The 25853-nt window shown below is 68.5% G+C and carries 26 protein-coding genes; 14 read left to right on the top strand and 12 right to left on the bottom strand.

Annotated features, from left to right (window positions below; all coding sequences use genetic code 11):
* Window positions 1-101 precede the first annotated feature (101 nt).
* The 11 genes from ABN273_RS23625 to ABN273_RS23575 all read left to right on the top strand — a co-directional run bounded on the left by ABN273_RS23625 (window position 102) and on the right by ABN273_RS23575 (window position 8339).
* Window positions 102-326: a hypothetical protein gene (locus ABN273_RS23625; protein ID WP_349451131.1), complete on the top strand. Its 225-nt coding sequence runs from the start codon at window positions 102-104 to the stop codon at window positions 324-326.
* Window positions 323-685 (top strand): hypothetical protein, encoded by a 363-nt coding sequence (locus ABN273_RS23620; RefSeq protein ID WP_349451130.1) that lies wholly within the window; start codon window positions 323-325, stop codon window positions 683-685. The genes ABN273_RS23625 and ABN273_RS23620 overlap by 4 nt, the downstream gene beginning before the upstream one ends.
* A 2-nt stretch (window positions 686-687) precedes the next feature.
* Window positions 688-915 (top strand): hypothetical protein, encoded by a 228-nt coding sequence (locus ABN273_RS23615; RefSeq protein WP_349451129.1) that lies wholly within the window; start codon window positions 688-690, stop codon window positions 913-915.
* Window positions 916-1097: 182 nt separating this feature from the next.
* A complete protein-coding gene (locus ABN273_RS23610) occupies window positions 1098-1286 on the top strand; it encodes a hypothetical protein (protein ID WP_349451128.1) in 189 nt (62 codons plus the stop codon).
* A gap of 32 nt (window positions 1287-1318) precedes the next feature.
* On the top strand, window positions 1319-1669 hold the full coding sequence (locus ABN273_RS23605; protein WP_349451127.1) for a hypothetical protein: 351 nt from the start codon (window positions 1319-1321) through the stop codon (window positions 1667-1669).
* The gene (locus ABN273_RS23600) at window positions 1666-3909 is read left to right on the top strand and encodes a cell division protein FtsK (RefSeq protein ID WP_349451126.1); all 2244 of its coding nucleotides are present in this window, start codon (window positions 1666-1668) and stop codon (window positions 3907-3909) included. Before ABN273_RS23605 ends, ABN273_RS23600 begins: the two co-directional genes overlap by 4 nt.
* Window positions 3910-4365: 456 nt before the next feature.
* On the top strand, window positions 4366-4551 hold the full coding sequence (locus ABN273_RS23595) for a helix-turn-helix domain-containing protein (protein WP_349451125.1): 186 nt from the start codon (window positions 4366-4368) through the stop codon (window positions 4549-4551).
* A 306-nt stretch (window positions 4552-4857) separates the two neighbouring features.
* A complete protein-coding gene (locus ABN273_RS23590) occupies window positions 4858-5991 on the top strand; it encodes a site-specific integrase (RefSeq protein WP_349451124.1) in 1134 nt (377 codons plus the stop codon).
* Between the two features lie 142 nt (window positions 5992-6133).
* Window positions 6134-6544: a hypothetical protein gene (locus tag ABN273_RS23585; protein WP_349451123.1), complete on the top strand. Its 411-nt coding sequence runs from the start codon at window positions 6134-6136 to the stop codon at window positions 6542-6544.
* A gap of 21 nt (window positions 6545-6565) precedes the next feature.
* Window positions 6566-6919 carry a nuclear transport factor 2 family protein gene (locus ABN273_RS23580; RefSeq protein WP_349451122.1) on the top strand — a complete coding sequence of 118 codons (354 nt, stop codon included), beginning with the start codon at window positions 6566-6568 and terminating at the stop codon, window positions 6917-6919.
* A 130-nt stretch (window positions 6920-7049) separates the two neighbouring features.
* On the top strand, window positions 7050-8339 hold the full coding sequence (locus tag ABN273_RS23575; protein WP_349451121.1) for an MFS transporter: 1290 nt from the start codon (window positions 7050-7052) through the stop codon (window positions 8337-8339).
* Between the two features lie 55 nt (window positions 8340-8394).
* Here the strand turns inward: ABN273_RS23575 and ABN273_RS23570 are convergent, their stop codons facing one another.
* Both ABN273_RS23570 and ABN273_RS23565 read right to left on the bottom strand, forming a co-directional pair.
* Complete coding sequence (locus tag ABN273_RS23570) at window positions 8395-10851, bottom strand: FtsX-like permease family protein (RefSeq protein ID WP_349451120.1); 2457 nt, start codon at window positions 10849-10851, stop codon at window positions 8395-8397.
* Window positions 10845-11588 (bottom strand): ABC transporter ATP-binding protein, encoded by a 744-nt coding sequence (locus tag ABN273_RS23565; RefSeq protein ID WP_349451119.1) that lies wholly within the window; start codon window positions 11586-11588, stop codon window positions 10845-10847. Before ABN273_RS23565 ends, ABN273_RS23570 begins: the two co-directional genes overlap by 7 nt.
* A gap of 151 nt (window positions 11589-11739) precedes the next feature.
* Between ABN273_RS23565 and ABN273_RS23560 the strand changes: the two genes are divergently transcribed.
* Window positions 11740-14766, top strand: coding sequence for a WD40 repeat domain-containing protein (locus tag ABN273_RS23560; protein ID WP_349451118.1), 3027 nt, complete (start codon window positions 11740-11742; stop codon window positions 14764-14766).
* A gap of 90 nt (window positions 14767-14856) precedes the next feature.
* On the opposite strand, the gene ABN273_RS23555 is transcribed toward ABN273_RS23560, so the two are convergent.
* Window positions 14857-15597, bottom strand: coding sequence for a metallophosphoesterase family protein (locus ABN273_RS23555; RefSeq protein WP_349451117.1), 741 nt, complete (start codon window positions 15595-15597; stop codon window positions 14857-14859).
* 61 nt (window positions 15598-15658) lie between these two features.
* Here ABN273_RS23555 and ABN273_RS23550 point away from each other — a divergent pair, with 61 nt between their 5' ends.
* Entirely contained in the window at window positions 15659-16324 is a 666-nt protein-coding gene (locus ABN273_RS23550) for a Uma2 family endonuclease (RefSeq protein ID WP_349451116.1), read from the top strand.
* A 6-nt stretch (window positions 16325-16330) separates the two neighbouring features.
* Here the strand turns inward: ABN273_RS23550 and ABN273_RS23545 are convergent, their stop codons facing one another.
* A complete protein-coding gene (locus ABN273_RS23545; protein ID WP_349451115.1) occupies window positions 16331-16564 on the bottom strand; it encodes a hypothetical protein in 234 nt (77 codons plus the stop codon).
* A 105-nt stretch (window positions 16565-16669) separates the two neighbouring features.
* On the opposite strand from ABN273_RS23545, the gene ABN273_RS23540 reads away from it, so the two are divergent.
* The gene (locus tag ABN273_RS23540) at window positions 16670-17257 is read left to right on the top strand and encodes a Uma2 family endonuclease (protein WP_502911122.1); all 588 of its coding nucleotides are present in this window, start codon (window positions 16670-16672) and stop codon (window positions 17255-17257) included.
* Between the two features lie 42 nt (window positions 17258-17299).
* On the opposite strand, the gene ABN273_RS23535 is transcribed toward ABN273_RS23540, so the two are convergent.
* From ABN273_RS23535 to ABN273_RS23500, 8 genes are all read right to left on the bottom strand, one after another.
* Window positions 17300-19855 (bottom strand): phenylalanine--tRNA ligase subunit beta, encoded by a 2556-nt coding sequence (locus tag ABN273_RS23535; protein WP_349451113.1) that lies wholly within the window; start codon window positions 19853-19855, stop codon window positions 17300-17302.
* Window positions 19855-20895: a phenylalanine--tRNA ligase subunit alpha gene (gene pheS / locus ABN273_RS23530; protein ID WP_349451198.1), complete on the bottom strand. Its 1041-nt coding sequence runs from the start codon at window positions 20893-20895 to the stop codon at window positions 19855-19857. The genes ABN273_RS23535 and pheS overlap by 1 nt, the downstream gene beginning before the upstream one ends.
* Before the next feature lie 129 nt (window positions 20896-21024).
* Window positions 21025-22116 (bottom strand): sensor histidine kinase, encoded by a 1092-nt coding sequence (locus ABN273_RS23525; protein WP_349451112.1) that lies wholly within the window; start codon window positions 22114-22116, stop codon window positions 21025-21027.
* Between the two features lie 49 nt (window positions 22117-22165).
* Window positions 22166-22969 carry a TrmH family RNA methyltransferase gene (locus ABN273_RS23520; protein WP_349451111.1) on the bottom strand — a complete coding sequence of 268 codons (804 nt, stop codon included), beginning with the start codon at window positions 22967-22969 and terminating at the stop codon, window positions 22166-22168.
* A gap of 87 nt (window positions 22970-23056) precedes the next feature.
* The gene (rplT, locus tag ABN273_RS23515; RefSeq protein ID WP_349451110.1) at window positions 23057-23440 is read right to left on the bottom strand and encodes a 50S ribosomal protein L20; all 384 of its coding nucleotides are present in this window, start codon (window positions 23438-23440) and stop codon (window positions 23057-23059) included.
* 24 nt (window positions 23441-23464) lie between these two features.
* The gene (gene rpmI, locus ABN273_RS23510; protein ID WP_043622108.1) at window positions 23465-23659 is read right to left on the bottom strand and encodes a 50S ribosomal protein L35; all 195 of its coding nucleotides are present in this window, start codon (window positions 23657-23659) and stop codon (window positions 23465-23467) included.
* A gap of 125 nt (window positions 23660-23784) precedes the next feature.
* Window positions 23785-24318, bottom strand: coding sequence for a translation initiation factor IF-3 (infC, locus tag ABN273_RS23505; protein ID WP_245765644.1), 534 nt, complete (start codon window positions 24316-24318; stop codon window positions 23785-23787).
* Between the two features lie 573 nt (window positions 24319-24891).
* Window positions 24892-25749 (bottom strand): shikimate dehydrogenase, encoded by an 858-nt coding sequence (locus tag ABN273_RS23500; RefSeq protein WP_349451109.1) that lies wholly within the window; start codon window positions 25747-25749, stop codon window positions 24892-24894.
* Window positions 25750-25853 lie beyond the last annotated feature (104 nt).

Below are 25853 nucleotides of genomic sequence, written 5' to 3'. Positions count from 1 at the left end.
GGGGGGACTGTACGGTCTCTCGTGTAGTCCCCCCTGTACGGGCGATCGGCCAGGGGAAACGGCAGCTACGGCCCATGGTGACGGATTGGAGGTGATCGACGGTGATCGGTCTCGAAGAGGCGCGACTCTCCCGTTTGGTCACGGTTCTCCGGACCCTGGCCGAACTGCTGGACAACTGCACGGACGGCCTGGTCTCCGGTGTTGTCGCCGCCACGGTGGTGCTGCTGGTGGTCATCGCGCTTCACGCGATGGCGGACGCGCTGGAGAACTGCCCCGACGTGCTCACGCTCTGCACCGCCCACTGGAAAGGAGTTGATCTCACATGACCTACAAGCCCGTTGAAGTCGATCGTGACCGGCTCATCACCGATCTCCACGGCTTGGCTGATTTCCTGGCCAGGAACCCACAACTGCCCGTTCCCAGATACGGACCGGTGAGTATCAGGGTCCACGCCCGCTACGACACCGACGCCACCACCGAGGATGAGGCAATCGCCGAAGTCGAGCGGATCGCCGCCCTGTTGGGCGTCCCGACCAGGGTCGAGTACGGACAGCACGTCGCCTGCGCCGACTTCGGCACGGTCGCTTACGAGGCCATCCTCGTCACGCAGTCGTGGAAGGACCGTCGCGCCGCGCAAGACTCCTACCGGGACAACATCTCCACCGACCCGCCGATGGGGGCGTGAGGGTGGATATCCCGCTCTTAATCGTCACGCTCGCGCTCATGGCCGCGCTGGTCCTGCTGGCGCTGTTCCTGATCGTGGCGTGGAGCATACGCGCAGGTGACCGCCTCAAGGACCCTTTCAGCGCTCCCTGTTCCGAGGTCGAGCACACAGCGCGCAGCGTGCTCATGTTCGCCCGCCGCAAAGACCGTCCCGAGGACACCACACCCGCTCCAGACCGAGAAAGGAGGTGATCAACGCTGCGCACTATCTCTCTGACCCGTGGGTGCCTCTGCGGTGCTGCTCTGGAGTCCGGCAGCAAGACCTGCCGGAAGTGCCGCGCTCGCGCTCGCTGGCGTCGCCGTAAGGCCCGTCACGACGGCATCTAGCTCTCACGTCTCCGCTGTCCCCTCCCCCGAAAGGAGGTGATTCCACGATGAACGTCTCCATTCCCCTGGTCGTGCTGCTGGGAATCGTCGTTCTGGTCGCCCTGCGGTACCTGAAGCTGCGGGTGTGGCTGGCGCTCGTCTGCACGGTGTTCGGCTTCCTGCTGGCGGCAACCACGCTCGCCCCGGACATCGACCGTGCGATCAGGGCGTTTCTGTCCTGGCTCACCGGTTCCTGACCTGTCCACCGATCGAAAGAGGTGATGCCTAAGTGACCTACCGCCTTCCGTACCCTGACCCCGATCTTCAGGAGGTCATCGACCGCAACCGCACAGCACGCGAACTCATCGCGACCTTCGCCCGCTCCACCGCCACCCTGAAGGATCTGTGGCAACACGTCACCGCCGCTCTTCAGGACACCCCCACCCTGATCGCGGAGATCTTCCGACTCCGCCGCGAGATCAGCCGCATCCGGCTCAGCCGAGCGAACCTCATCGCCGCCATGCAGGCCACCCTGGGCGCCTCCGCGGACAACGAGCACGATCCGCTCTCCTACCTGCGAGACGAACTCGCCGAACAGGCCAGCCGAACCAGGCCGGAGGGCCGGGAAGGCGGAGCATGACGCCTCCGACCGAACCCGACCCCACGACGCTCCGCTCTGCCTTGACCCCGCTGGACGGGTTCACCTGGACCGACCAGGATGCAGGGCAAGGGCGTGGTGCAGCAGACGCCGGCAGCAGTGCTGCCGACCGCGACAACCCTGCCCGCGGCATCGGGGACCAGGACGCAGATGAGGATGCGTTCTTTGACCGTGAGTCGGTTCGTGATGACGCGCTGACGCTCGGTCCGCCGGTTGACCGGCCCGACGATCCTGGCGTGATCCCCGACCGGCCCCACACCGGTCGGGGGCGCGCCCCCATCATCCCGCCGTGGATGCATACGCCAACTGGCAGGCGCGCCATGCTCGCGTGGTGGGTCAAGGATGCCGGGTACCTGGTCGGCTATCACACGGTTCGCCTTCCCAAGTACGCGGCCAAGACCCTGGTCTACGCGCCCATCGGATTCTTCTCCAGCATCGCCCGCCTGCTGCGGTGGGCAAGCGCCGAAGAGGGCAACTGGGCGTTGCGGCAAGCCGCCGCTGACCGCAGCGACCCTGCGACATGGCTCAAGCTGGACAAGCAGCGCGAACGGCAAGCGCGCTGGCGCTGGTCGGTGCTGCTGCTAGTCAGTCTGCTGACGGGGGCGTCAGTGGCGACGCTTCTCCTGCTGGACGTGACCGTGCCGGAATGGGCACGGTGGGCGCTGCTGGCCATGCTGGTACCGATCATGGCGCACGTGGGACGTCCGGAAGACAAGCGCATCACCGATCGGGTCAGTCACGGGCCGCGCTATCGCAAGCTCACGGCCGAGCTGGTACGGCGTGCCCTACTCAGCATCGGCATTGGGGCGATCAACCAAGCCGTCGCCAAGGACCAGCACGCGATCAGCTTCCCCACCGACATCCACCGCGACGGACCCGGGCACCTGGCCATCGTGGATCTGCCCTACGGGGTGGAAGCCGCCGATGTCGTAGCGCGTCGGGGACGGCTGGCCTCAGCCATGCGGCTCCCGCTCGACCAGGTATGGCCAGACGTCGCCGGCGGCCATCCTGGACGGCTGGCGCTGTGGGTCGGCTACCAACCGGCCAGCAAGATGGAACCCCCGCTCTGGCCGCTTCTGGAGCGCGGCAGCGTGGATGTGTTCCAGCCATTCCCCTTCTGCACGACCCCACGCCTGGAGATCGTCAACGCAGAGCTGATGTTCCGAAACTGGCTGATCGGTGGCCAACCGGGTTCGGGCAAGACGTTCGCCATGCGGCTGCTGGTGCTTGCTGCCAGTCTCGACCCCCGCGTGGAGCTGCGGGGATATGAGCTCAAGGGCGTCGGTGACTTCAAGGTGGTCGAGCCGGTATGCACCGAGTACGGCAACGGCAACAACGACGAGACCAGGGCGCGCGCCGCCGCGCTGGTGAAGTGGCTGTACGGGGAGTGTGAGCGCCGCGCAAGCCGGATCAGCCACTATCACGAGCTGGGCAAAGCACCGGAGAACAAGGTCACGCCCGAACTGGCCTCGCTGAAGGGATCGGATCTGCACCCGCTGGTGGTGTTCCTGAACGAGGCGCAAGAGCTGTTCCAGGACAAGACCTACGGCAAGGACGCGGGAGAGTACTGCGAGAGAGTGATCAAGCTAGGGCGCGCCCTAGGCGTGATCCTGCTACTAGACACGCAGATCCCCGACAAGGACTCCCTGCCGACCGGGATCACCCGCAACATCAACACGCGGATGTGCCTGTCGGTACGCGATCAGACGGCCAACGACATGATCCTCGGTACGTCCATGTACAAGATGGGCTACCGCGCGACGGTGTTCGAGCCGGTTGAAGAGGCCGGTTGGGGAATCGTGGTCGGGCTCGGCAAGACGGGTTCGCGTCGTACCTTCGAGGTCAACGCCGATCAGTCAAAACAGGTCATAGCCAGGGCGATCAAGGCCCGCGTCAACGCGGGCACCATGCCCGCCCCCGACACGCAGACCCGCGTCGACGCACCCGCCTACGACCTCAGAGCCGACCTAGCGCAGATCTGGCCGGCCGGACAAGACAGCGCCTGGAACGAGACCCTGTGCACCCTGCTGGCCGAGCTACGCCCCGACGTGTACCGCGGTTGGCGCTCTGAACAACTCACGGCCGCGCTCAAGCCGCTTGGGGTCAAGGTCCACAACATCGGCCGCCGCATCGACGGCAAGAAGTTCACGCGGCGCGGCATCCACCGGAGCGACCTCGCTCAAGCCATAGCGGAAAGTAACCAGAACACTCGCACTGACTGACGGCGGACGGCGCTTCCGGCAGTAGATGCCCCTGCTGCCGGAAGCACCCCCGCTAGCACCCCAATATGCCTGCCGACCTGGCAGTTAGCAGGTAGCGCCCTGGCAGGCCAGCAACCCGAAGCCCAGCTCAGGAGGTGGTTTCTTGACCCCCAACACACTTGCTGCCGTTGCAGCAATCGCAGTCCCCATCGTTCTCACTCTCCGTTACATCTCCCTCTGCTACGCCCGACCGTTCCGCGAGCACGCGCGGTGCAAGGGCACCGGACGCATCCCCTACCTGATCGGCCGCGGCTGGCGCTTCTGCCCGCGCTGCAACGGCACCGGACTACGACTCAGACTCGGACGCCGCCTATGGAACCACGTCCGCCGACTTCAGCGTGAAGCCGCTCGGGCGGATTCATCGACCACGCGAAAGCAGGTGATGCCCAACGAGGAAACCGCAGCCGACGAAGGGAGGTGAAGCACCTGAAGGCGTACAAGGTTGAGGAGGTGGCCGAACTCCTAGGTGTAGGGCGAGACAAGATCTACGAACTGATCAAGACCCGCCAACTTCGCAGCATCAAGATCGGGCGATCAAGGAGGATCACCGATCAGCATCTGGCCGAATTCATCGCGTCCCTCGAACAAGTCGATCAAGACTGATTCCGGCAACTGCATTGCATTGCAATGCACCTGCGCTCACACTCTCGGGCAGAACCGCAGGTCGAGCCCGAGAGCTAGGAGTGCGCGTTGCCCACCGAGAACTACACCCTGCGACTCGACGGTGAGCGTCGGAGACGGCTCCAAGAGATCGCGGACGAACAGGATCGAGACATGGCCTATGTCATACGTAAGGCCATCGACGAATACGTGAGTCGCCACACGAATAGTCCCGGTCACCACGAAACCGGTGGTACGCCTCGAACGCAGGCCGGGACACGCCGACACCAAGAGAAGAAAGGGTGATCAATGGCAAAAGTCGTCATCGGCGATTACGAGGCAAGCGTCTATCCCGAGAGAGGCGGGTACACAGTAGCCGTTTCGCTGGGGCTCGGTCCGGACGGGAAGCGCAATCGCATCAAAAGAAAGGGGAGGACAAAGAAGGCGGCAATACAAAATGCACGCAAAGCGATCAACGACCTGGAGAAGGGGCTAGAGCTAGACAAGGACTACACGGTCAAGGACTGTGTTCTCGACTTCCTGGAGTACGGGCTACAAGGGAGGTCAGAGAACACCCTTCGGACCTACAAGTCAATCGCAACGAACAACATAATCTGCAAAATCGGCTACATAAAGCTCAAGGAGCTGAAAGCCAAGCATGTAGAGGAGTGGCTCGCCAAGCTAGCCCTCGAACTCTCAACGGAGACCCTAGGAAGAGCGCTTAATATCCTCACAAGAGCCATACGCAGAGCACAACGCGACGACAAAGTCGAACGCAACGTGGCAGAGATCGTAGATCTCCCCGAGGGTCAAATCGGACGGCCGAGCAAAAGCTTCACGCTGGAGCAAGCCGTCAAGCTCTTGGCCGTAGCACAAGAGCCGAAATGGCGCATCGGCCCGTACGTAGCTCTATGCCTGCTTACCGGCATCCGTACCGAGGAAGCCAGAGCTCTTAAATGGACCGACGTCGATCTAGAGAAAGGTGTCGTATACGTTCTTCGAGCCGAAAGACATCGAGGTGAAACTAAAACCAAGAAATCACGTCGCGGCTTCGCAATCGCAAAAGTAGCTGTCGGCTGGCTTATCTCTCACAAAGCTAGACAGAACGCCGAACGCCTTGAAGCGGGAGAAGTATGGCAGGAAAACAATCTCATATTCTGTCATGAGGACGGATCGCCGTTCAACGTAGATCAAGTCGAGCGAGCGTTCCGCAGGATTACCGTAGCGGCGGGTTTGGGGGACGACTGGGTTCCCCGCGAACTACGCCACACGTTCGTGTCTCTCCTGAGCAACCACGCCGAGGTTGCCATCGAGAAGATCTCTGATCTGGTGGGGCACTCAACCACCGCAACCACCGAGACGGTCTACCGGCACGAACTCAGGCCCGTGATCGCAGACGGCGCACAGGCCATGGACAAGATCATCAGGTTCAAGACCGCCTAGTTGGCTCCCCTACTGGCTCCCCCGACCCTCCACTGGCCCCCTCACCTGGTATTCGCCATTACGTGCCGGGTAATCGCGCCCCCTACGTCCCGGCTGGCATCTTTCAGGTGTCACAACGAACCGCCACCAAGGGGAGCCCGACATGACCACCGCCCTGACCGTCACCGCCGACCGCACGAAGTTCCTGCGCCTCGCGCTGGCCGCCGACGCCGTCGTCACCGGCGTCAACGGGCTGGTCTACCTCGCCTTCGCCGCCCCCGTGAGCGATCTGCTCGGCCCCGGCGCGGGCCTCCTGCGCGAGATCGGCGCCTTCCTCCTCGTGTACGGCGCCGCGGTCGGCCTCCTGGCCACCCGCCGCACGATCAGCCCGGCCGCCACCAGGGCCGTCATCGCGCTGAACATCATCTGGACCCTGGGCAGCATCGCCGCCGTCGTCACCGGCGCCGCGGCCTTCACCACGATCGGCGCGGTCTGGGCCATCGCCCAGGCCCTGGTGGTCGGCGTGTTCGCCGAACTCCAGATCACCGGCCTCCGCAAGACCCGCAACAACTAACGACAAACTCAGGAAATGATCATGAATCTCACCGAACGCTACTGCGCCGCCTGGAACGAGACCGACGCCGAGGCCCGCGCCAAGGCCGTGGCCGAGCTGTGGACCGAGGACGGCACCTACACCGACCCGCTGGCCGACGTGAGCGGCCACGCCGCGATCGCCGCGGTGATCGAGGGCGCGCAGGGCATGTTCCCCGGCCTGGTGTTCACCCCGGGCGAGGTGCACGACGCCCACCACAACATCGCCCGCTTCACCTGGCACCTCGGCCCCGAGGGCGGGGAGCCGGTCGCGGTCGGGTTCGACGTGGTGCAGCTGGCCGAGGACGGCCGGATCCGCGCGGTCCTCGGCTTCCTGGACAAGGTCCCGGCCGCCTGACCACCCTCCACTCCAGGCCCCCGGCAGGCGACGCCGGGGGCCTTCGCCCTGCCCGGCGGCGCAGAGGAGGGGTGGGGGCGCTCACAAATCATTTGCCTTGACAACCACACAGGCCGGAAAATTTACCCTCGTGCCCGATGGACTGAAGCGCCTCCTCCGCCACCTCTCCATTGACCTGAGCCCGCTCCGCGACTCCCGCGACTACCGCCTCCTGTTCAGCTCAGGCGTCATCACGATGTTCGGCACCTTCATCACCATGGTCGCGGTGCCGTACCAGATGAAGGAGCTGACGGACTCCTACGTGGCGGTGGGCCTGGTGAGCCTGGCGGAGTTCGTCCCGATGGTGGTGTGCGGCCTGTGGGGCGGGGCCATCGCCGACGCGCTCGACCGCCGCAAGATCATCGTTCTGAGCGAGCTGGGCCTCCTCGTCACCACGGCCGCCCTCATGGTCAACGCGCTGCTCCCGAACCCCCAGATCTGGGTTCTGTACGTGATGGGCGCCATCGCCACGGGCATCTCCTGCCTGCAGCGGCCGAGCCTGGAGGCCGTGTTCCAGCAGGTGGTCAAGCACGAGCAGCAGGGCGCGGCGGCGGTGTTGTCGAGCATGCGCTGGAACTTCGGCGCCATCGTGGCCCCGGCCCTGGGCGGCCTGCTGGTGACGGCGTACGGCTCGGCGGCGGCGTACGCCGTCGACACGCTGAGCTTCGTGCTGTCGCTGGTCCTGCTGTGGCGGATCAGGTCGCTGCCGCCCGCCGAGGACGCCGCGCCCGCCTCGCTGGATTCGCTGGTCGAGGGCATGCGGTACGCGGTGCGCCGCAGCGACCTGATGGGGACGTACCTGGTGGACATCGCGGCCATGCTGTTCGCGATGGCGACGTCGCTGTTCCCGTTCCTGGCCGACGAGCTGCGCGCCCCACAGGCCCTGGGCCTGCTGTACTCCGCCGCGGCGGCGGGCGCGCTGATCGCCTCGATCACCGGCTCCTGGGCGGCCCGCGTCCAGCGCCAGGGCCTCGGCGTGATCGTGGCGGCGACGCTGTGGGGCGTTGCGGTGGCCCTGTGCGCGCTGGCCCCGAACGTCTGGGTCCTGGTCGTCTTCATCGCGCTCGCGGGAGCGGCCGACATGGTCAGCGGCATCTTCCGCATGACGATGTGGAACCAGACGATCCCGCAGGAGCTACGCGGCCGCCTGGCCGGGATCGAGCTCCTGTCGTACGCGTCCGGCCCGATGCTGGGCAACGCCCGAGCCAGCCTGATGGCAAACATAGGCGGCACCCGCTTCTCCCTGGGGGCCGGCGGCCTGCTGTGCGTGGCCGCCGTGCTCGGCCTGGCCGCCGCACTGCCGAAGTTCCGCAGGTACGACGCCAGAACGGACGAGCACGCCCTGGCGGAGAAGGCCCGCAGGGAGGCGGCCGCCGCCTGAGGGTCGGATCCCCCAGGTCTTGACAGCCTGAGCGCACGACCCGCGTGCCTTGCCGCTACGGGCGAGGTGGCCGTAGCACGGTTCTGGCTGGGATGACCGAGGCGGCGATGGCGAGCAGGAGGCAGATGCCGACGACCGCGCCGATGATCGGCCAGGGAAGGATCATGCCGACGGTCATGCCGATCATGTTGGTCAGCCCCGTGCTGATGCCGACCAGCGCCGTCACGGCCACCACGATGCCGAGCAGCGCGCCGATCGCAACCACAAGGGCCGACTCCAGGGCGACGGTCCGCAGCACCTGGCCGGTGGTCGCGCCGGACAGGCGCAGCACGCGCAGATCGGTTGTCCGGTTGGCGGTGGCCATCATCAGCGTGTTGGCGATGGCGATGGCGCTGTAGCCCACGGACAGTCCGACCAGGATGAGCACGAAGACCCAGACCAGCTTGTCTTCATGTTCCTCGATGCTCGCCATCCGGTCGGTGACCTTCTCGATGCTTGCTGCGGTGTCCAGGGGGACAGGAGTGGGGGCGGCGAGGTAGACGGGGTCGGTGAGTGCGGTTGGGTCGTGGTCGCGTACGGCCTGGCGGGACAGCAGGATGTCGGCCGGGGGCTTCTCGAGCACCGCAACCACGGTCAGCCGCATACTCTGCCCGTCCTCGAACGTGACTGGCGCGGCGGTGCCGATCCGCCAGCCCTGCTCGCGAGCGGTCCACTCGGCCACGGCCATCGTCCGGCCGTCCCGCAGGTTCTGCAGATCTCCGGCGATCACATGCGCTCTGTTCCTGCCTGCCACGCCCGCTGCGCTGAGGGGTCTGCTGCCTGCGTAGACGGTGGTGGGCAGCGTGGAGGAGCCGTGCACGGCCGACACCGCGGCGTCGGTGAGGCCCGGTGTGCCCTGCGGCGCGAGCACCCAGGCTGCCTGGGCGGCCGCGGCCCGGCGCAGCCCGTTGGCCCCGACGTTGGTCTCCACCATCCCGGTGACCAGCACCGCGAAACCGACCGTGACCAGCACCGGCGCCGCTGTCGATGCGGTGCGCCGCACAGCGGTCAGGGCGCCCTGCCGCACCAGCATGCCGATCGCTCCGCTGCGAACCGGCCACGACACGACTCGCACGAGCGGCGGGATGACCGCCGGGGCGAGCAGCGAAAGCCCGACGATCAGTGACCCCGCCGCGTAGAAGGAGTACTGGATCACGCTGTCGGACTCACCGGCGATGAAGACTCCGAGCACCACCCCCACGATGGTGAACAGCGCTCCGAACGCCCACCGGCCGCCCGTCATCGGACGTTCGTCCACCACGGCCTCACGCAACGCCTCCAGCGGCGCCACCTTCGCGGCCCGGCGGGAAGCCGCCCATACCCCGAGCTGGGCCACCACCAGCCCGGCGGCGAAGCATGCCGCCATCGGCCACCACTGGATCTCAACCGCGAAACTCCGCGGCTGGAATCCGAGATCGACGAGGGCCTGGCCGAAGCCGGGAGCGCACGCCGCGCCGAGAGCGACCCCGGCCGCGGCGGCGGCCACACCGACCACCAGCGCCTCGCCGTGCATCAGGATGCGCATCTGGCGCGGGGTCGCGCCCACGGTCCGCAGCAGCCCCAGTTCCCTGCGCCGCTGCGCCACGCCGAACGCGAAGGTGGAGGCCACGATGAACACGGCAGTGAACGCCACCAGGATCGCCATGCCGCTGAGGATCTGGTAGCCGAACCACCTCATCTGAACGTCCGCCACAGGCTCGGTCGCCGATCTGGACTCACCGCTCAGGACCCGCCCCTCGGCGCCGACGACGGCCTGGGCCGCACGCTCGATCGCGGCGATGTCCGCGCCGGCTTCGGCCACCAGCCCGATGACCCGCGCCCCGCCGGTCCGCGCCTGGGCGAAGAAGTACCCGGGGCCCGCGACCGTGCCGGACACCGAGTAGGACGCCGGCCCGTCAGCGGTGAGCACCGTTACCCGCTGGCCGGGTGCCAGCCCGAGCGCACGGCTCACGACGACCTCACCGGGGCCGGCCGGGGGCCTGCCCGCGGCCAACCGATACGGCGCGAGCGCGGCACTGGGCCACAGGTATCCCTGGGTGTCGCCTTCGACGGGCTTGCCACCGATGACCGCCTGGGCGTAGAACACCCGGTCGGGCACGGCAGCGGCCACCCCCGGGATCCGGCCGAGCCGCTCGGCCAGCGACCGCGCCCGCTCCAGTGGCCAGGGCTTGTCCGGGTAGAACAGGCCGTTCACCTCTCCGCCGATGGAGGGTGTCTTGACCAGGACGGCCGCCCCCGCGTACCGGCCGGGAACCTGCGGCCGCGCGGAGGCGAAGACCAGTCCCGTCATGGACAGGATGCCGGCCGCCAGGGCAAGTGCGAGGAAGGAGCCGATAAGGCTGCCCCAGCGGCCGCGCGCCAGATCCCAAGCCAGGGCCGGCGAACCGCCACCGCGCCCCGCGCGGCCTGTCGCACCCTGGACCTGCCAGGCTTCGCGTGGCGCCGATACAGGTTTCTTGGCCCGCTTCAGCACGCCGCCACCTCCAGGCTCGCCATCCGGGCCGCGATCGTCTCCGCCCCAGGACCGCCGGTGAGCTCGTCCACCACACGGCCGTCGGCCAGGAACAGCACCCGGTGGGCGTACGCGGCCGCGACCGGATCATGCGTCACCATGATCACGGTCTGCCCCTGTTGATCCACAATCCCGCGCAGCAGTTTCAGCACGGCCCGGGAGGTGGTGGTGTCCAGAGCGCCGGTCGGCTCGTCGGCGAAGATCACTGCGGGCTTGGTGATGAGCGCGCGGGCGATCGCCACACGCTGCTGCTGGCCACCGGACAGCTCGCTGGGCCGGTGCCCGGCACGCTCGGCCAGCCCGACCTCGGCCAGCGCCGAACGTACCTCCGCCACGCCGGGCCGTCGCCCCGCCAGGCGAAGCGGAAGGGCGACGTTCTGCTCCGCGGTCAGGGCGGAGACCAGGTTGAAGGACTGAAAGACGAACCCGACGCGCTCGCGGCGCAACAGCGTCAGCTCGTTCTCGGTCAGCGTGCCGAGGTCGGTGCCGTCAATGACGACCCTTCCGTCGCAGGGCCGGTCCAGCCCGGCGGCGCAGTGCAGCAACGTGGACTTGCCCGAGCCGGACGGGCCCATCACCGCGGTGAAGGTGCCCGGCGCGAAACCCGTGGTCACGGAGTCCAGCGCCGCCACCGCCTGATCTCCGGACCCGTACACCTTGCTCACTGACCACAACCGGACCGTATCTGTCGATGTCATGCCTCGATCCAACCGGCGCGAGGATCTTGGCACACGGGCCCTGAGACGAGAAGTGCCGGTATAGCTAGCACTATCCCCAATCCGGCGTCTGATCGGCCATTGAGCCAGAAAGGAGATGAAGTGTCGGTCGTCTCCAATAGGGTCGCTTGGCATGATCATCAGTGGCAGCACGATCGTGCTGGCCGGGCGGTTCGGCCGGCTTGCGAAGGATGAGGCCAGGCGCGCTCTGGAGGCGCTGGGCGCGAAGGTGACCGCGTCGGTCTCGGCGAAGACGGACCTGGTCTTCGCCGGGGCGAAGTCGGGGGCCAAGGCAGGCCCGGCGGCGGTGCGCGGCATTCCCATCTACGACGAGGACGCACTGGTGGCCGTGCTCGAAGGCCGGGAGCCCGGCACTCCGCCGCCGTCTTCTCCGTTCGCCGGCGTCCCGGACGAGCGGATGGGACCCGGCGAGGCCCTCGACACCCTCAAGAACGCCGATTGGTCCGCGTTCTCCCCGGAGCGCGACACCGTACCGCTGCGAGAGGCCCTGCGGGCGCTGGAGCTCGCCCACGGCGTCACCGACGCGCATCGCCTCGCGACCGCCCGGCTCCGCGCCGCGGGCGCGCTGCTGCGCCACTCCGACGTGCACCACGGCGAGCTGACCGGCCACGCGCTCAGCCCGGACGGCCGCCACCTCGCGGTGGGGAGCTGGACCGGCGACGACTACGAGCGGGGCGGCGTCCTGCAGCTCTTCGAGGTTGCCACCGGCCACTGCGTCCACGCGATCGACGGCATCATGGGCGGCATTGGGTTCCCGGACTACACGCGCAGCCTCCAGTGGTCGGCGGACGGCAGACGCATCGCGCTGGAGTACAACACCAACGCGACCGGCGTTTGGGACCCGTTCGGCACCGCCCGCGAGCCGATCGCCGACGCGTTCTTTCTCGCCTCCGGCAGGCCGTCGGGCATGGCCTTCGCACCCGAGGGCCGGCGCGCGTTCGTCTACGGAGGCGGGTCCGACTTACTGCGCAACGTCATCGTGGCGATGCACGAGGGCTCGGTCGCCGGGCCACCGGACGCCCGTCCGGAGGGAACGCAGCCGATCGAGTTCAGCGGACCGTTGCCGGAAGAGTCCCGGGAAACCTGGAACGACGAGCCCGCACACATCCTCGACCGGGCGTTCTGGTCACGCGACGGCTCCCGGATCTATGGCGAGTCGGCGGACGAGTACGCGGCGATCTCGCTCGACGTGGAGAAACAGCAGGTCTCCTGGATTCTGCGCCTGGAAGAGGATCAGGACGCGGCTCCGCTCGAGTGGAGCCTGGACGAGCGGCTCCTGGCCTACCAGCGCGACGGAAAGCTCATCGTCGCCGACGCGCTGACGGGTGAGACGACGGCGGAGCTTCCGGGTTACCCGGGCGCCGACGTCCTGTGCTGGGGTCCGGGCGGCCGGCTGGCGGTGGTGGACCCGACGGGCGGGATCGTCAGGATCATCGACGGAACGACCGGCGAGCACCGGCACGACCTGAACGTTCAGGCGGACACGTCCAACCCGCGCGGCGCGGACGCCCGATCGTGGGCCTGGTCGCCGGACGGCGAGCGCGCGGCCTGCGTCACCGCCGAGGGACGGATCGAGATCTGGTCGCTCGCCGGATGCCCCGAGCGGCTGCGCGTCCTGGATGGCATCCGGCGCACCATCGATCAGTGGGATCACGGCTTCGGCCTGGAATGGCCCGCCGACGACGTGCTGATCGCGATCGGTTCGCACGCGGTGCGCTTCCTTCGCCCCGGCAGCGGCGAGATCGTGGCCGACCACCCCTTCCACCACGCCCCGGCCGCCCGTCGCCCGCTCCTGTTCACCGGCCGCGACCTCGGCGACCGGCTCCGGCTCAACCCGGCGTTCGCGCTGGACGAGGACACCTGGGCGGTGGCGTTCGAGGACGGCACGGTCATCGCGCCGCCCGGCCGGGACGACGATCTCGACGCCCGGCTCTGCTGGTCCGTCGCCCGCCGCTTCGCCTGGCCGTTCCGCTGGGGCGAGCAGGAAATCTTCCCCGACCCCGCCCACGCGGGAGTGGGGGCGGCCTCGCCGGAGAGCGAGCGGCTGCTGGCGCCGTTCCGAGGACGTGGCAGCACGGCGGAGGCGACGGGGACGTGGCCGCCGCCCGACACCGCCACCGTCACCGATCTGATCACGGTGGTCCGGGGAACGCTCGTCGACCTGGCTGTTCAGAACTCGATCTCCCACAGGGAGTGGGTCGTCGACACCCTCCAGCAGCTCGCGATGATCTGTGCCCGGCGGGGCGAGGCCGCCGAGGCCCGCGAACTGGCCCTCGCGATTCCGGAACACCGGCGACGTCCCGGACACCTCGCGCGGATCGCGCTCGCGCTCGGCGCGGCCGGTTTCGACACCGAAGCCGCCGCCGTCTTCGCCGGCAGCGATCTCACGGACGTGGACGACGCGGCGGACATGGCGGCGATCGCCGGGGCCTGCGCGGTCCTGGGGCAGCGCGAACGCTCCGAGCAGTGGTTCGCCTCCGCGCGCGAGGCCGCCGATGCCCACCGTTCGAACTGGGGAGCCCGCCTGCCGCTGGTGTGGGCGTTCACCGAGTGCGGCCGGGAGCGGGAGGCCGGGGTCGTGCTGGACGAGGGCCTGGGCACGCCGAGGGGCCGGTACCACGGCGTGCCTTGGCTGGTCTGCCTGCTCAGGCGTGGCGAGACCAAGCTGGTGCGCGAGCTGATCGGGGAGCGCAGCGAGCCGAACAATCCGGACAAGCCGCACGCCTACGGCGTGCGCTGGTTCGACGACTGGCCGGCAGCCCGCGCCCTCGCCGTCTACGGGCAGCCGGATCTGCTCCGGCTGTGGGGCGAGGTCAACTGGGCCTGGGTCCGAGACAGCCTGCCGGAGGCCGAACGGATCGCGGCCGAGGGCCGGCCCCCCGGTCCGACCGCCGATCAGATCATCGATCTCGCCGCCCAACACGCCGGGCTCGCGAAACTTCCCAAGGCGGCCAAGCGGCGCGAGTCCGCGCACGTGGCCCGGAACGCGGCGGAGTGCGGCCACATCAGCGCCGTGCTCGACCTGCTGCCCGAGACAGGCGAGCCCGGCCAGTACGGGCTGGACAGCAACACGCGCACCTGGGTCGCGCTCGGCGCCCTGCGGACCATCGCGATCGGCGTGGACGTGGACGTGTGGTGATCGAGCGCCCCGGCGGCCGAGTGCCCGGCCGTGGTGAGTCCGGCGACACTCCACGTGGCGCCGGCCTCCCGCAACCCGACCGGGCGCACGCTATCTGCCCTCCCCCGCGGCGAACACCCGCAACGCCTCCGCGTCGGAGTGAACGCCGGTCACATAGTCGGCCACCCACGCCTCGATCCCGTCGAACCCGCTCTCCCGGATCAGCCGCTCTCCCACCAGGGCGGCGTCGAACAGCGTCCGGCGCAGGGTCACGGCCCCGCTCTCACCGTCCAGCAGCGCCCAGTGCGCCCCGTCCGTCCCGTACGGCATGCCGATGGATCCGGGGTTGACGACCAGCACCCGGTCGGCCAGCCGGACGAACGGCATGTGCGTGTTCCCCAGCACCACGGTGTCGGCGCCCTCCCCCGCCAGCACCTCGGCCCACCGCTCCAGCGAACTGTCCACGAGGATCATCTCGTCGTCCCTGCGCGGCGTCGCGTGCACGAACAACGTCGTCCCCAGCCGCCCCAGCTCGACCACCTGCCGATCGGGCAGCCCAGCCAGCAATTCAACCTGATCGTCCCGAAGCTGCTCGGCCGCCCACTGCGACACGGGATACGCGCTGACCTTGCCCTGGACCGCCTCCACCAGCTCCCTGTCGGCGTTCCCGTTGACCCACAACGCCCGCTCCCCCAGCGAGACGAGCACGTCAAGCGTCTCGACCGGCATCGGCCCCGCGGCCATGTCCCCGGTCAGCACGATCAGATCGGCCCCGGCCACCTCGGGCTCGGCCAGCACGGCCTCGAGAGCGGGCAGCACTCCATGAATGTCGGACAACACAGCGATACGCATGCGGCCACTCTCCTACGCCACACCCGCCGCCATGGAGCCTGTTCGCGTCCAACGAACGCTCATGCTGCGTATGCATGGATTCACAGAGCGTGAGCGCATTATGTTGGTAGCGTTGAGGATGACGGCCGAAGCGGTGATCCAAGAGATGACGAGGCATCCCTCGCTGCCCGATTGGGTCTTCCCTCCACCGCGAGGGTTCGTCGCGGAAGATCTCGATCACATTCCGGATTTGCCTGCGCACACAGAGTTGATTGATGGAAGCTTGGTCTTCGTGAGCCCCCACGGATCCTTCCACATGCGCGTCGCATCACTCCTTGAGAGCGAACTACGCCGTGCCGCCCCGAAAGACTTCCGGGTCCGCCGCGATATGAGCGTCATTCTGCGCCCACGCCAGCGCCCGGAGCCTGACGTCATGGTGATCAAGGCCGAAGCCGTGCGCGACGACGACGAGACCTTCTACGAGGCGCGAGATGTGGTCCTCGTTATAGAGGTCGTCTCTCCTGCGTCCGAGGTCCGCGACCGTGAGCGCAAACCGCAGCTCTACGCCGAAGCCGCGATTCAACACTTGTGGCGGATCGAGAAGAACGCAGGCAAGCCCGTGGTCTATGTCTACGAGCTGGACCCGGCATCCAAGACATACGTCATTACCGGCATTCAGCGCGACTTTCTTAAGGCATCCGTGCCCTTCGACCTCGCCGTCGACCTGACCGAGGTCGACCAGCTCTGAGTCGGCTCACTCCGCCTCGCGCCACCCGTCGTAGCGCTCCACCAGCTCATCCACCTTGGCCAGCGCACCCTCGTCCAGCCCTTCGACGACGACCAGCCACTGCGCATCCTCGGCGTCATCCTCCCCGGCCAGCGTCTCCCGCACCACCCGCGGCACCCCGAGCGCCGGGAACCACTCCTCGAGCGTCTCCGCCACCTCCTCGGCGTCGTCCCGCTCGGCGAACACCAGAAACTGCCTCATCGTCTCCCCGCCTTCACATCCGCAAGCGTATGCAGTCGTTTACCTGGCGTGAGCGCAATACATTGGTAGCGTTGGATCGTGACTGCCGAAGCGGTGATCGTAAAGATGACGCCTCCCTCTGTACCCGACTGGATCATCCCGCCGCCGGAGGGCTTCGTAGCAGAAGATCTCGATCACCTTCCGGATTTGCCTGCGCACACAGAGTTGATTGATGGAAGCTTGGTCTTCGTGAGCCCCCAGCGACACTTCCACCAATCGGTCATCCGCCGGCTGTGCAACGCGCTGGAAGATTTCATGCCAGCAGGCCATGAAGTGATCCAGGAGATGAGCGTCAAGCTAGCTCGGCAGCAGCGCCCAGAGCCTGACCTGATCGTCGTGGGCCCGAACGCGATCATCGACGACGAGGTCACATGCTTCCAGGCCGACGACGTCATCCTCGTTGTAGAAGTGGTCTCACCCGACTCCGAGGCGCGTGACAGAGAGCGCAAGCCCCTCCTCTACGCGAAGGCAGGGATTCCCCACTTCTGGCGAATTGAGAAAGTCGATAGCAAGCCGGTTGTCTTCGTCTTCGAGCTCATTCCCGGCACACAGGCCTACGCACCGGGCGGCGTCCACCACGACAGACTCAAGGTCACGGTTCCGTTCGATATCGACATCGATCTCAACAATCTGTACAAGGCAAGAACCCGCTAAGGGCTGGCACGGCGCCCGCCGTACCAGCCCTTCAAACGCGGCTCAGGCGCTACGCAGCTGAGCTCCCACGCGGTCGGCCGCCATGGCCACCGCCGCGTCCCGAGCCGCCGTCGTCTCCTCCACCGTCAACGTCCGGTCCGCGGCCCGGAAGCGCATCGTGTAGGCGAGCGACTTGTTCCCCTCGCCCACCTGCTCCCCCGCGTACACGTCGAACAGCCGGATCGACTCCAGCAGCTCGCCTGCCCCGTCGCGCAGCGCGGCCTCCACGTCGGCGACCGGCGTGAAGTCGGGCACGGTCAGCGCGACGTCCTGCGTGGCGACCGGGTAGGCCGATACCGCCGGCGTCTGCACCGGCCCGGGCATGGCCGCTTCCAGGCGCGAGATCTCCAGCTCCATGGCCGCGGTCCGCTTGGGCAGCCCGTACGCCTCAATGACGCGTGGGTGCAGCTCGCCCGCGTGCCCCACCAGCGTGTCGCCCACGTAGAGGGCGGCGCAGCGGCCGGGATGCCAGGGCTCGTGCTGGTCGGCACTGATCGACAGCTCCAGCCGTGCCTCGCCCGCGACCAGCCGCGCGGCCTGCACCGCGTCGGCCCAGGAGGCCGCGCGCCCGCCGCCCCACCAGCCGGACCGCTCGAACTCCCCGGCCAGCACCACGGCGACCCGCAGCGGCTGGTCGGGCAGCGCCGCCTCGATCGAGGCCAGCTCCTCGGCGGTCGGCCGGCGCTCGACCCCGAGCACCGGCGCCACCTCGGGAGCGCCCTCGCGCGGCCGGTAGACCGGCCCAGTCTCGAACAGCGCCACGTCAGAGAACCCGCGGCCGACGTTGCGCACCAGGGTCTTGAGCAGCCCCGGCAGCAGCGTCGTGCGCATCAGCGGCTCGTCCTCCGACAGCGGGTTGGCCAGCCGCATGGCGTGGCGGCGCGCGTCCTCGGCGGGCAGCAGCAGCCGGTCGAAGTCATCGGGGCTGATGAACGGGTAGCTGAGCACCTCGACGTAGCCGCCCTCGGCCAGCGCCCTGCCGACCCGCCTGCGCAGCCGCTGCCCCTCGGTGAGCCCCGCACCGGCGGGGGCCGCGGGCAGCACGGACGGCAGGCTCTCGTAGCCCTCCAGCCGGATGACCTCTTCGGCCAGGTCGTTCGGGTCGGTGAGGTCGGGACGCCACGACGGCGGCGTCACCGTGATCATGTCGTCGCCGGTGACGGCCAGCTTGGCCGCCAGCGCGCCGCCGGTGACGACGCCGGTCGGATCGACGCCGCCCTTGCGCACGGCCGGGTCGTTGCCGGCTGTCACGACGCAACCGACCTGCTCCAGCCGGGCGATCACGGTGTCCTTGGAGTAGTCGACGCCGGCCACGGTGCCGGGGTAGCCCGCCGGGATCGCGATGCGCGCCGGCGACACCTCGACCTCGGCGTGCGTGACGCCGGGCTGGATGGTCGCACCGCCCAGCTCGGCCAGCAGCTGCACGGCCCGCCACGAGGCGACGAGCGGCAGCTCCCGGTCGACGCCGCGCTCGAACCGCTTGGACGCCTCCGACACCAGCCCGTGCCTGCGCGACTCACGCGAGATGCCGGTCGCCGAGAAGTGGGCGGCCTCGATGACGATGTCGGTCGAGCTGTCGGAGATCTCGGTCTCGAGCCCACCCATGGTGCCGGCCATCGAGATCGGCCCCGACTGGTCGGTGATGAGGATGTCGTCGGGGTCGAGCTCGCGTACGACGTGGTCGAGCGTCTCGAGGCGCTCGCCCGCCACGGCCCTGCGCACGACGATCTCGCCGCTCAGCTTGCCGCGGTCGAACGCGTGCAGCGGCTGGCCCAGCTCCAGCATCAGGTAGTTGGTGATGTCGACGGCCAGCGACACGGGCCGCATGCCGGCACGCGTGAGGCGTACCCGCATCCAGAGCGGGCTCTGGGCGGCGGGGTCGAAGCCGCGGACCTCGCGCAGCACGAACCTGTCGCAGGCGGTGGGGTCGGCGATCGAGGCCGGCCACGACGGGCCGGTCTCGGCGGGCGGCTCGACGCCGGCGGGGTCGCGGAACTCCACCCCGAACGCGGTCGCCACCTCGCGCGCGACGCCCCTGATCGACAGCGCGTAGCCGATGTCGGGCGTGATCTCCAGCTCGATGACCTCGTCACGCAGGCCGAGCAGCTCGACCACGTCCGCGCCGATCGGGGTGTCCGGCGGCAGCACCATGATGCCGCCGTGCTCGTCGCCGAGCCCGAGCTCGCGCTCGGAGCAGATCATGCCCTCCGACATGCGCCCGTACGTCTTGCGCGCCCCGACCTCGAACCCGCCGGGCAGCACGCCACCGGGCAGCACGACGGGCACGCGGTCGCCGGCGGAGAAGTTCGTGGCGCCGCAGACGATCTCGCGTGGCGTCGCCTCGCCCGTCTCGACCTTGCAGTGCCTGATCGGCTTCTTGAAGCCGGTCAGCTCCTCGATCTCGAGCACCTCGCCGACGACGACGTTCTTGACGTCGTGGCCGTGCGAGCTGATCGACTCCAGCTTGAGGCCGGCGGCGGTGAGCTTGTCGGCCACCTCGTGGGCGGTGACCGCCGGGAGATCGACATACTCCCGCAGCCAGGAAAGCGGGACCTTCATCAGATCTCCATTCCGAACGGGAGGGTGAAGCGCACATCTCCCTCGACCATGTCACGCATGTCCTCGGCGTTGTGGCGGAACATCAGCGTCCGCTCGATGCCCATGCCGAAGGCGAAGCCCGAATACCGCGACGGATCGACCCCGCAGGCGATCAGCACGCGCGGGTTGACCATGCCGCAGCCGCCCCACTCGATCCAGCCCTCCGACTTGCAGGTGCGGCAGGGCGGGTTGCCGGGGACGGCCGAGGCGCCGCGGCAGACGAAGCACTTGAGGTCCATCTCGGCGGACGGCTCGGTGAACGGGAAGTAGTTGGGCCGGAACCGGGTCGTGATGCCCTTGCCGAACATCACCTCCGCGAACCGGTCGAGCGTGCCCTTGAGGTGCGCCATCGTCAGGCCCTCGTCCACGGCCAGCCCCTCGGTCTGGTGGAAGACCGGGGTGTGGGTGGCGTCGAGCTCGTCGGTGCGGAACGTCTTGCCCGGCGAGATCACGTAGACCGGCAGCTCGCGCTGGAGCAGCGCGCGGATCTGCACCGGCGAGGTCTGCGTGCGCAGCACCATGCCGGAATCGGTGGACCCGACGAAGAACGTGTCGTGGTCTGAGCGGGCCGGGTGGTCCTTCGCGATGTTGAGAGCGTCGAAGTTGAACCACTCGCCTTCGAGGTCGGGCCCCTCGGCCACCTCGTATCCCATGGCGACGAACGCGTCGGCGATGCGCTCCTGCAGCGTGGTCAGCGGGTGGCGGGCGCCGCGCGGCCGCCGGTCCCAGGGCAGGGTGACGTCGACGCTCTCCTCGACGAGCACCCGCGCGTCGCGCTCGGCCTCCAGCTCGGCCTGGCGGGCGGCGAGCGCCTCGTTGATCGCCTTGCGGGCGGCGCCGACGCGCTTGCCTGCCTCGGCGCGGGCGGCCGGCGGCAGGGCGCCGATCTCGCGGTTGGCCAGGGCGATGGGCGAGCGGTCGCCGGCATGCGCCAGCCTGGCCTGCTTGAGTGCGTCGAGGCTGTCGGCCGTCTTGATCGCCGCGATGGCGTCGGCCTCCATGCGGGACACCTCGTCGGCATGCAACGGTGTCACCTCGACGGGGTCGTAGTCAGACAAGAGTGAGCTCCGTATCCAGGGCTTGAGCGGAAAAGAGTCTAGTGGGCCCGCCCACCGGGGCCGACTCGATCGCTACGGGGTGGCGAAGTCGGGCGTGCCGGTGGGCACGGTAAATCGAAACTCCGCCCCGCCTTCGGGCGCACGCTGCACGGTGATCGTGCCGCCGTGCGCCTCGACCAGGCCCTTGACGATGAAGAGGCCGAGCCCGGTGCCGCCGCGCCTGCGGCTGTTGCCGCCCCGCCAGAACTGCCTGAAGACACGCGGAGCCAGCTCGGGCTCGATGCCCTCGCCCTCATCGCGCACCGACACGGCAACTCCCCATCCGACAGACTCGATCTCAATTGTCACAGTGCCACGCCCGTGGCGCAGCGCGTTTTCCACCAGATTACCCAGGATCTGGTCGATCTTGTCCTGGTCGAGCCACATTTCCGGCAGGTCCTCGCCGGTCACCAGGCGAAAACGCTCCTCGGCCTCCCCGGCCGCGACCCGCCCGGCGATCAGCCGGCGCACCCTGGCGGGGATGTCGACGACCTGGCGGCGCACCTCCAGCCGGCCGGACTCGATGCGCGAGACGTCGAGCAGCTCGGTGATGAGCCGGGTGACACGGTCGGCGTCGTTGTTGACGGTCTCGAGCATGACCCGTTTCTGCTCGTCGGTGAAGCGCGACCACTTGGCCAGCATGGTCGCGGTGAACCCCTTGACGCTGGTCAGCGGCGAGCGCAGCTCGTGGGCCACGGTGGAGACCAGGTCGGCGCGGCTGCGCTCCAGCCGCGCGCGGGTGCCGCCGTCGCGCAGGGTGATCGTGACGCGCTCGACCTCGCCGCAGCGCTCGGGCTCGCGTACGAGCCTGGCCGCGACGTAGAGCTCCTGGCCGCCGGGCAGATGCAGCGGCCGCTCCGGCACCCTGCTCCTGATGCGCAGCCCGCCCTCCGGGTCGAGCGCCTTCCACCAATCACGCCCGTCGTGGTCGCGAAAGGGGAACACGTCGCTCATGTGCCCGCCGACCGCGCGCTCCACGGCCACGCCGGTGAGCCGGGCGGCGGCCCGGTTGACGGCCAGCACACAGCCATATCGGTCGGTCACGATGAGGCCGTCGGGAAGGTCGTCGATGGCTATCGTGCACGCGGCGGCCACTACTCGCCCGTCGGTGTCTGCGCCGTGCACGACCTGCCTCCTCCGCCTACAACGCCGACAATAGCGGGTTTCCCGCCGCCTAGGGCACTCGCTGAGCCCTAGCCGAGGCGTAAAGGCATACCGCCGCGGCGGTGGCCAGGTTCAGGCTTTCAGCCTGTCCGTAGATGGGCACTCTGACCACATCGTCCGCCTCGGACAGTATTTCTTCCGGCAGTCCCCAAGCCTCGTTGCCGAAGATCCACGCGGTGGGTCCCGTGAGATCGACATCGTCGAGCGTGTGCTTGCCCGCGCCGTCGGCCGCCAGCACGCGCAGTCCCCGCTCCTTCAGTTGACGCACGGCGGCGCTCACCGGTGCACCGATGACGACGGGCAAGTGGAACAGGCTGCCGGCGCTGGCGCGTACACATTTCCCGTTGTACGGGTCGACGGAGGCGTCGGTGAAGATGACCGCGTCGGCGCCGGCCGCGTCGGCGGCCCGCATGACGGTGCCGGCGTTGCCGGGGTCGCGCACATGGGCGAGCACCGCGACCAGGCGGGGCGTGCCTTCCAGGGCTTGGTCCAGGGGCACGTGGACGAGCTTGCAGACCGCCACCAGCCCCTGCGGGGTCACGGTCTGGGACAGCTCCGACATGACCTCGCCGCTGGCCCGGTGCACGGGTATGCCCTTGAGCGTGGCCTCGCTGATCAGTTCGGGATGGCGCAGCTCGGCGTCGGCTGTGCTGAACAGCTCCAGCGGCACGCCGTCGAGCTTGAGCGCCTCGCGCACCGCCTGCGGCCCCTCGGCCAGGAACCTGCGGTCCTGCTCCCTGAAGGCCCTCTTGGTGAGCCGCCTGGCCGCCTTCACCCTCGGCGACTTCACGTTGGTCAGCTCGGACCCGGCCATGCTCTCTCCCTGTCCCATACAGCAACAAAGGGCCCACCGTCATCGGTGGGCCCCTCGATTAAGGCAATTACCTCAGCTCGCGGCTCGTCAGCTCGCGGCCGGGGCGTTCACGTTCGCCGGCAGCGCCTTCTTGGCGGCCTCGACCAGCGCGGCGAAGGTCTGGCTGTCATTGACCGCGAGGTCGGCGAGGATCTTGCGGTCGACCTCGACGCCGGCCAGGCGCAGACCCTGGATCAGGCGGTTGTAGGTCATGCCGTTCTGACGGGCGGCGGCGTTGATCCGCTGGATCCACAGACGACGGAACGCACCCTTACGGTCCTTGCGGTCCCGGTAGGCGTACGTCATCGAGTGGAGCATCTGCTCCTTGGCCTTGCGGTAAAGACGCGACCGCTGGCCGCGGTAACCGCTTGCCCTTTCGAGGACGACCCTGCGCTTCTTCTTGGCGTTGAGCGCCCGCTTCACGCGTGCCATGTTTCTTCTCCCCGGGGAATCGCGCTACTTAGCGAGCAGCTTCTTGATCTTCTTGGAATCGGCGTCGGAAAGGACGACCTCGTTCTTGAGACGGCGCGTCAGCGTGGAGGACTTCCACTCGTTGTAGTGCGCGCGGTTGGCACGGCGACGCTTGATCTTGCCGGTGCCGGTAAGCCGGAACCGCTTCTTCGCACCGCTGTGCGTCTTCATCTTCGGCATGTCGCCGTCTCTCCTCGTTTCGGTCGTGCCACGGGCCGGGCCGGTGCTGGGCCGACCCGGTCGCGGCGTCTTCGTCTGCTGGTGGCTGAATCGGGGTGTCCTGTAAGGCTAACCCCAACCGCGGGTCATCCTTCCTGTGGGGAAGTGTCCTCGCTGCCACGCTGTGCCTTGGCTGCGGCCTTTTCGGCCTTGGCCTCGGCCTTCTTCTTGTGCGGACCGATCACCATGATCATGTTGCGCCCGTCCTGCTTGGCGTGGGACTCCACGAATCCCAGCTCCTGGACGTCGTCCGCCAGCCGCTGCAGCAGCCGGAAGCCGAGCTCCGGCCGGGACTGCTCGCGACCACGGAACATGATCGTGACTTTGACCTTGTCTCCCGCCTTGAGGAACCGCACCACGTGACCCTTCTTGGTCTCGTAGTCGTGCGGGTCGATCTTCGGCCGGAGCTTGATCTCCTTGATGATCGTGTGCGCCTGATTCTTGCGCGCCTCGCGCGCCTTCATCGCGGACTCGTACTTGAACTTGCCGTAGTCCATGAGCTTGCACACGGGCGGTCGAGCCGTGGCCGCGACCTCGACGAGGTCGAGATCGGCCTCCTGGGCGAGCTTCAGGGCGTCGTGAATCGAGACGATGCCTACCTGCTCGCCGTTCGGGCCCACGAGGCGAACCTCGGGAACTCGGATACGCTCGTTGATGCGGGGCTCAGTGCTGATGGGGCCTCCTAGGTTTGCGATCCCTACGTGCTCGTCGTGGCGGGGGCTCCTCGCTGAACGCGAAAAGCCCCGCACGTCGCGCATGCGGGGCCACTGAGCTCTTTGGCTTCGTGGCCGTTGAGCTCCCCGGAGTAGTCCGGCGTGATCCTGGACCCGGCCGCCTTTCGGCGACTCAGGTGGGAGGGAGACCTCCGCTTGCGCGTCCAGCAAGGCATGCCGGACCGATCAGAGAGCTACATTACCACAACTACGAGACATCCCAGAATCATCCCTCCTGGCCAAGCGCACCCGGGACGGCAGCGTGCAGGCATGGCTCGACACCATCACCGGGCCCAGCCTCCACCTGAGCGTCATGGTGCCCGGCGAGATCCGCAAGGGCGTCGGGCTCCTGCGCCGCCGCGACCCGATGCAAAGCGAGCGGCCGATGCAACGGCATACTTGCCGCCACCGCACGCGCCCACGGCTGCACCCTCGTGACCCGCAATATGAAGGGCTTCGCGGGGTTTGACGGGAAAGTGGTCAATCCGTTCGACTGGCCGACCGCCTGGCGAGCTCCGCCTCGCCGGCCGCGCGCATGGCCTCCACCGGCACGTCCGTGCGGCCCGTCATCAGCTCCACCTGCCGCACCGCCTGGTGCAGCAGCATCGCGAACCCCCCGACCACGGTGCCGCCCGCAGCCCGGACGGCCGCCGCCGCGCTGGTCGGCCAGGGCGAGTAGACCACGTCGAAGAGCGCGGGCACCCGAGCCAGCCGGTCGGCGAACGCGTCCGCGGCCCCGCCGGGCAGCGTCGACACCACCAGATCCACCCGCGTCAGGGCGTCGAGCTTGTCGAACGTCTCCACCGCCAGCGCCACGCCCAGCCGCTCGGCCACCTCCATCGTCTCCCCCGCCCGCGCGGGGTCGCGCACCAGCAGGGTCGCCGCGAACAGCCCGAGGTTACGCAGCGCCGCGAGCGCCGAGGCCGCCGTGGCCCCTCCGCCCAGCACGGTCGCCGAGCGCGGCGCGGGCACCCCGGCCTCGGCCAGCGCCTGCTCGATGCCGTAGACGTCGGTGTTGTGGCCGTGCCGCAGCCCGTCGCGGAACACCACGGTGTTGGCGCCGCCCACCTCTAGGGCCGGCTCGGACACGGTGTCGAGCAGGGGCAGCACGGCCCGTTTGAGCGGCATGGTCAGCGACAGCCCCGCCCAGGCGTCCGCGTCGTCCGGCCCCTGGCCGCGCACGGGCACCAGCTCACCCAGCAGTCCGGGCAGCCGCGCCTCGTCGCACTCGAACGCCCCGTAGCTCCACCCGTCGAGCCCCATCGCCTGGTACGCGGCGCGGTGCAGGTAGGGCGAGAGCGAATGACCGATGGGCGACCCCATCACCGCAGCCCGCATCCACACTCCTTCCGAACATGCAAGACCCTATCGCCAACGCCCTGCCACCTGGACGGCCCACAGTGCGCGGGTCGCGACGGGAGCAACGTGCCTTGGCCCGGCCC

Origin of the sequence: Nonomuraea sp. B19D2, assembly GCF_040137845.1 — a bacterium.
Taxonomy (GTDB): Bacteria; Actinomycetota; Actinomycetes; order Streptosporangiales; family Streptosporangiaceae; genus Nonomuraea.
This window is presented reverse-complemented; position numbering and strand designations above follow the sequence as displayed.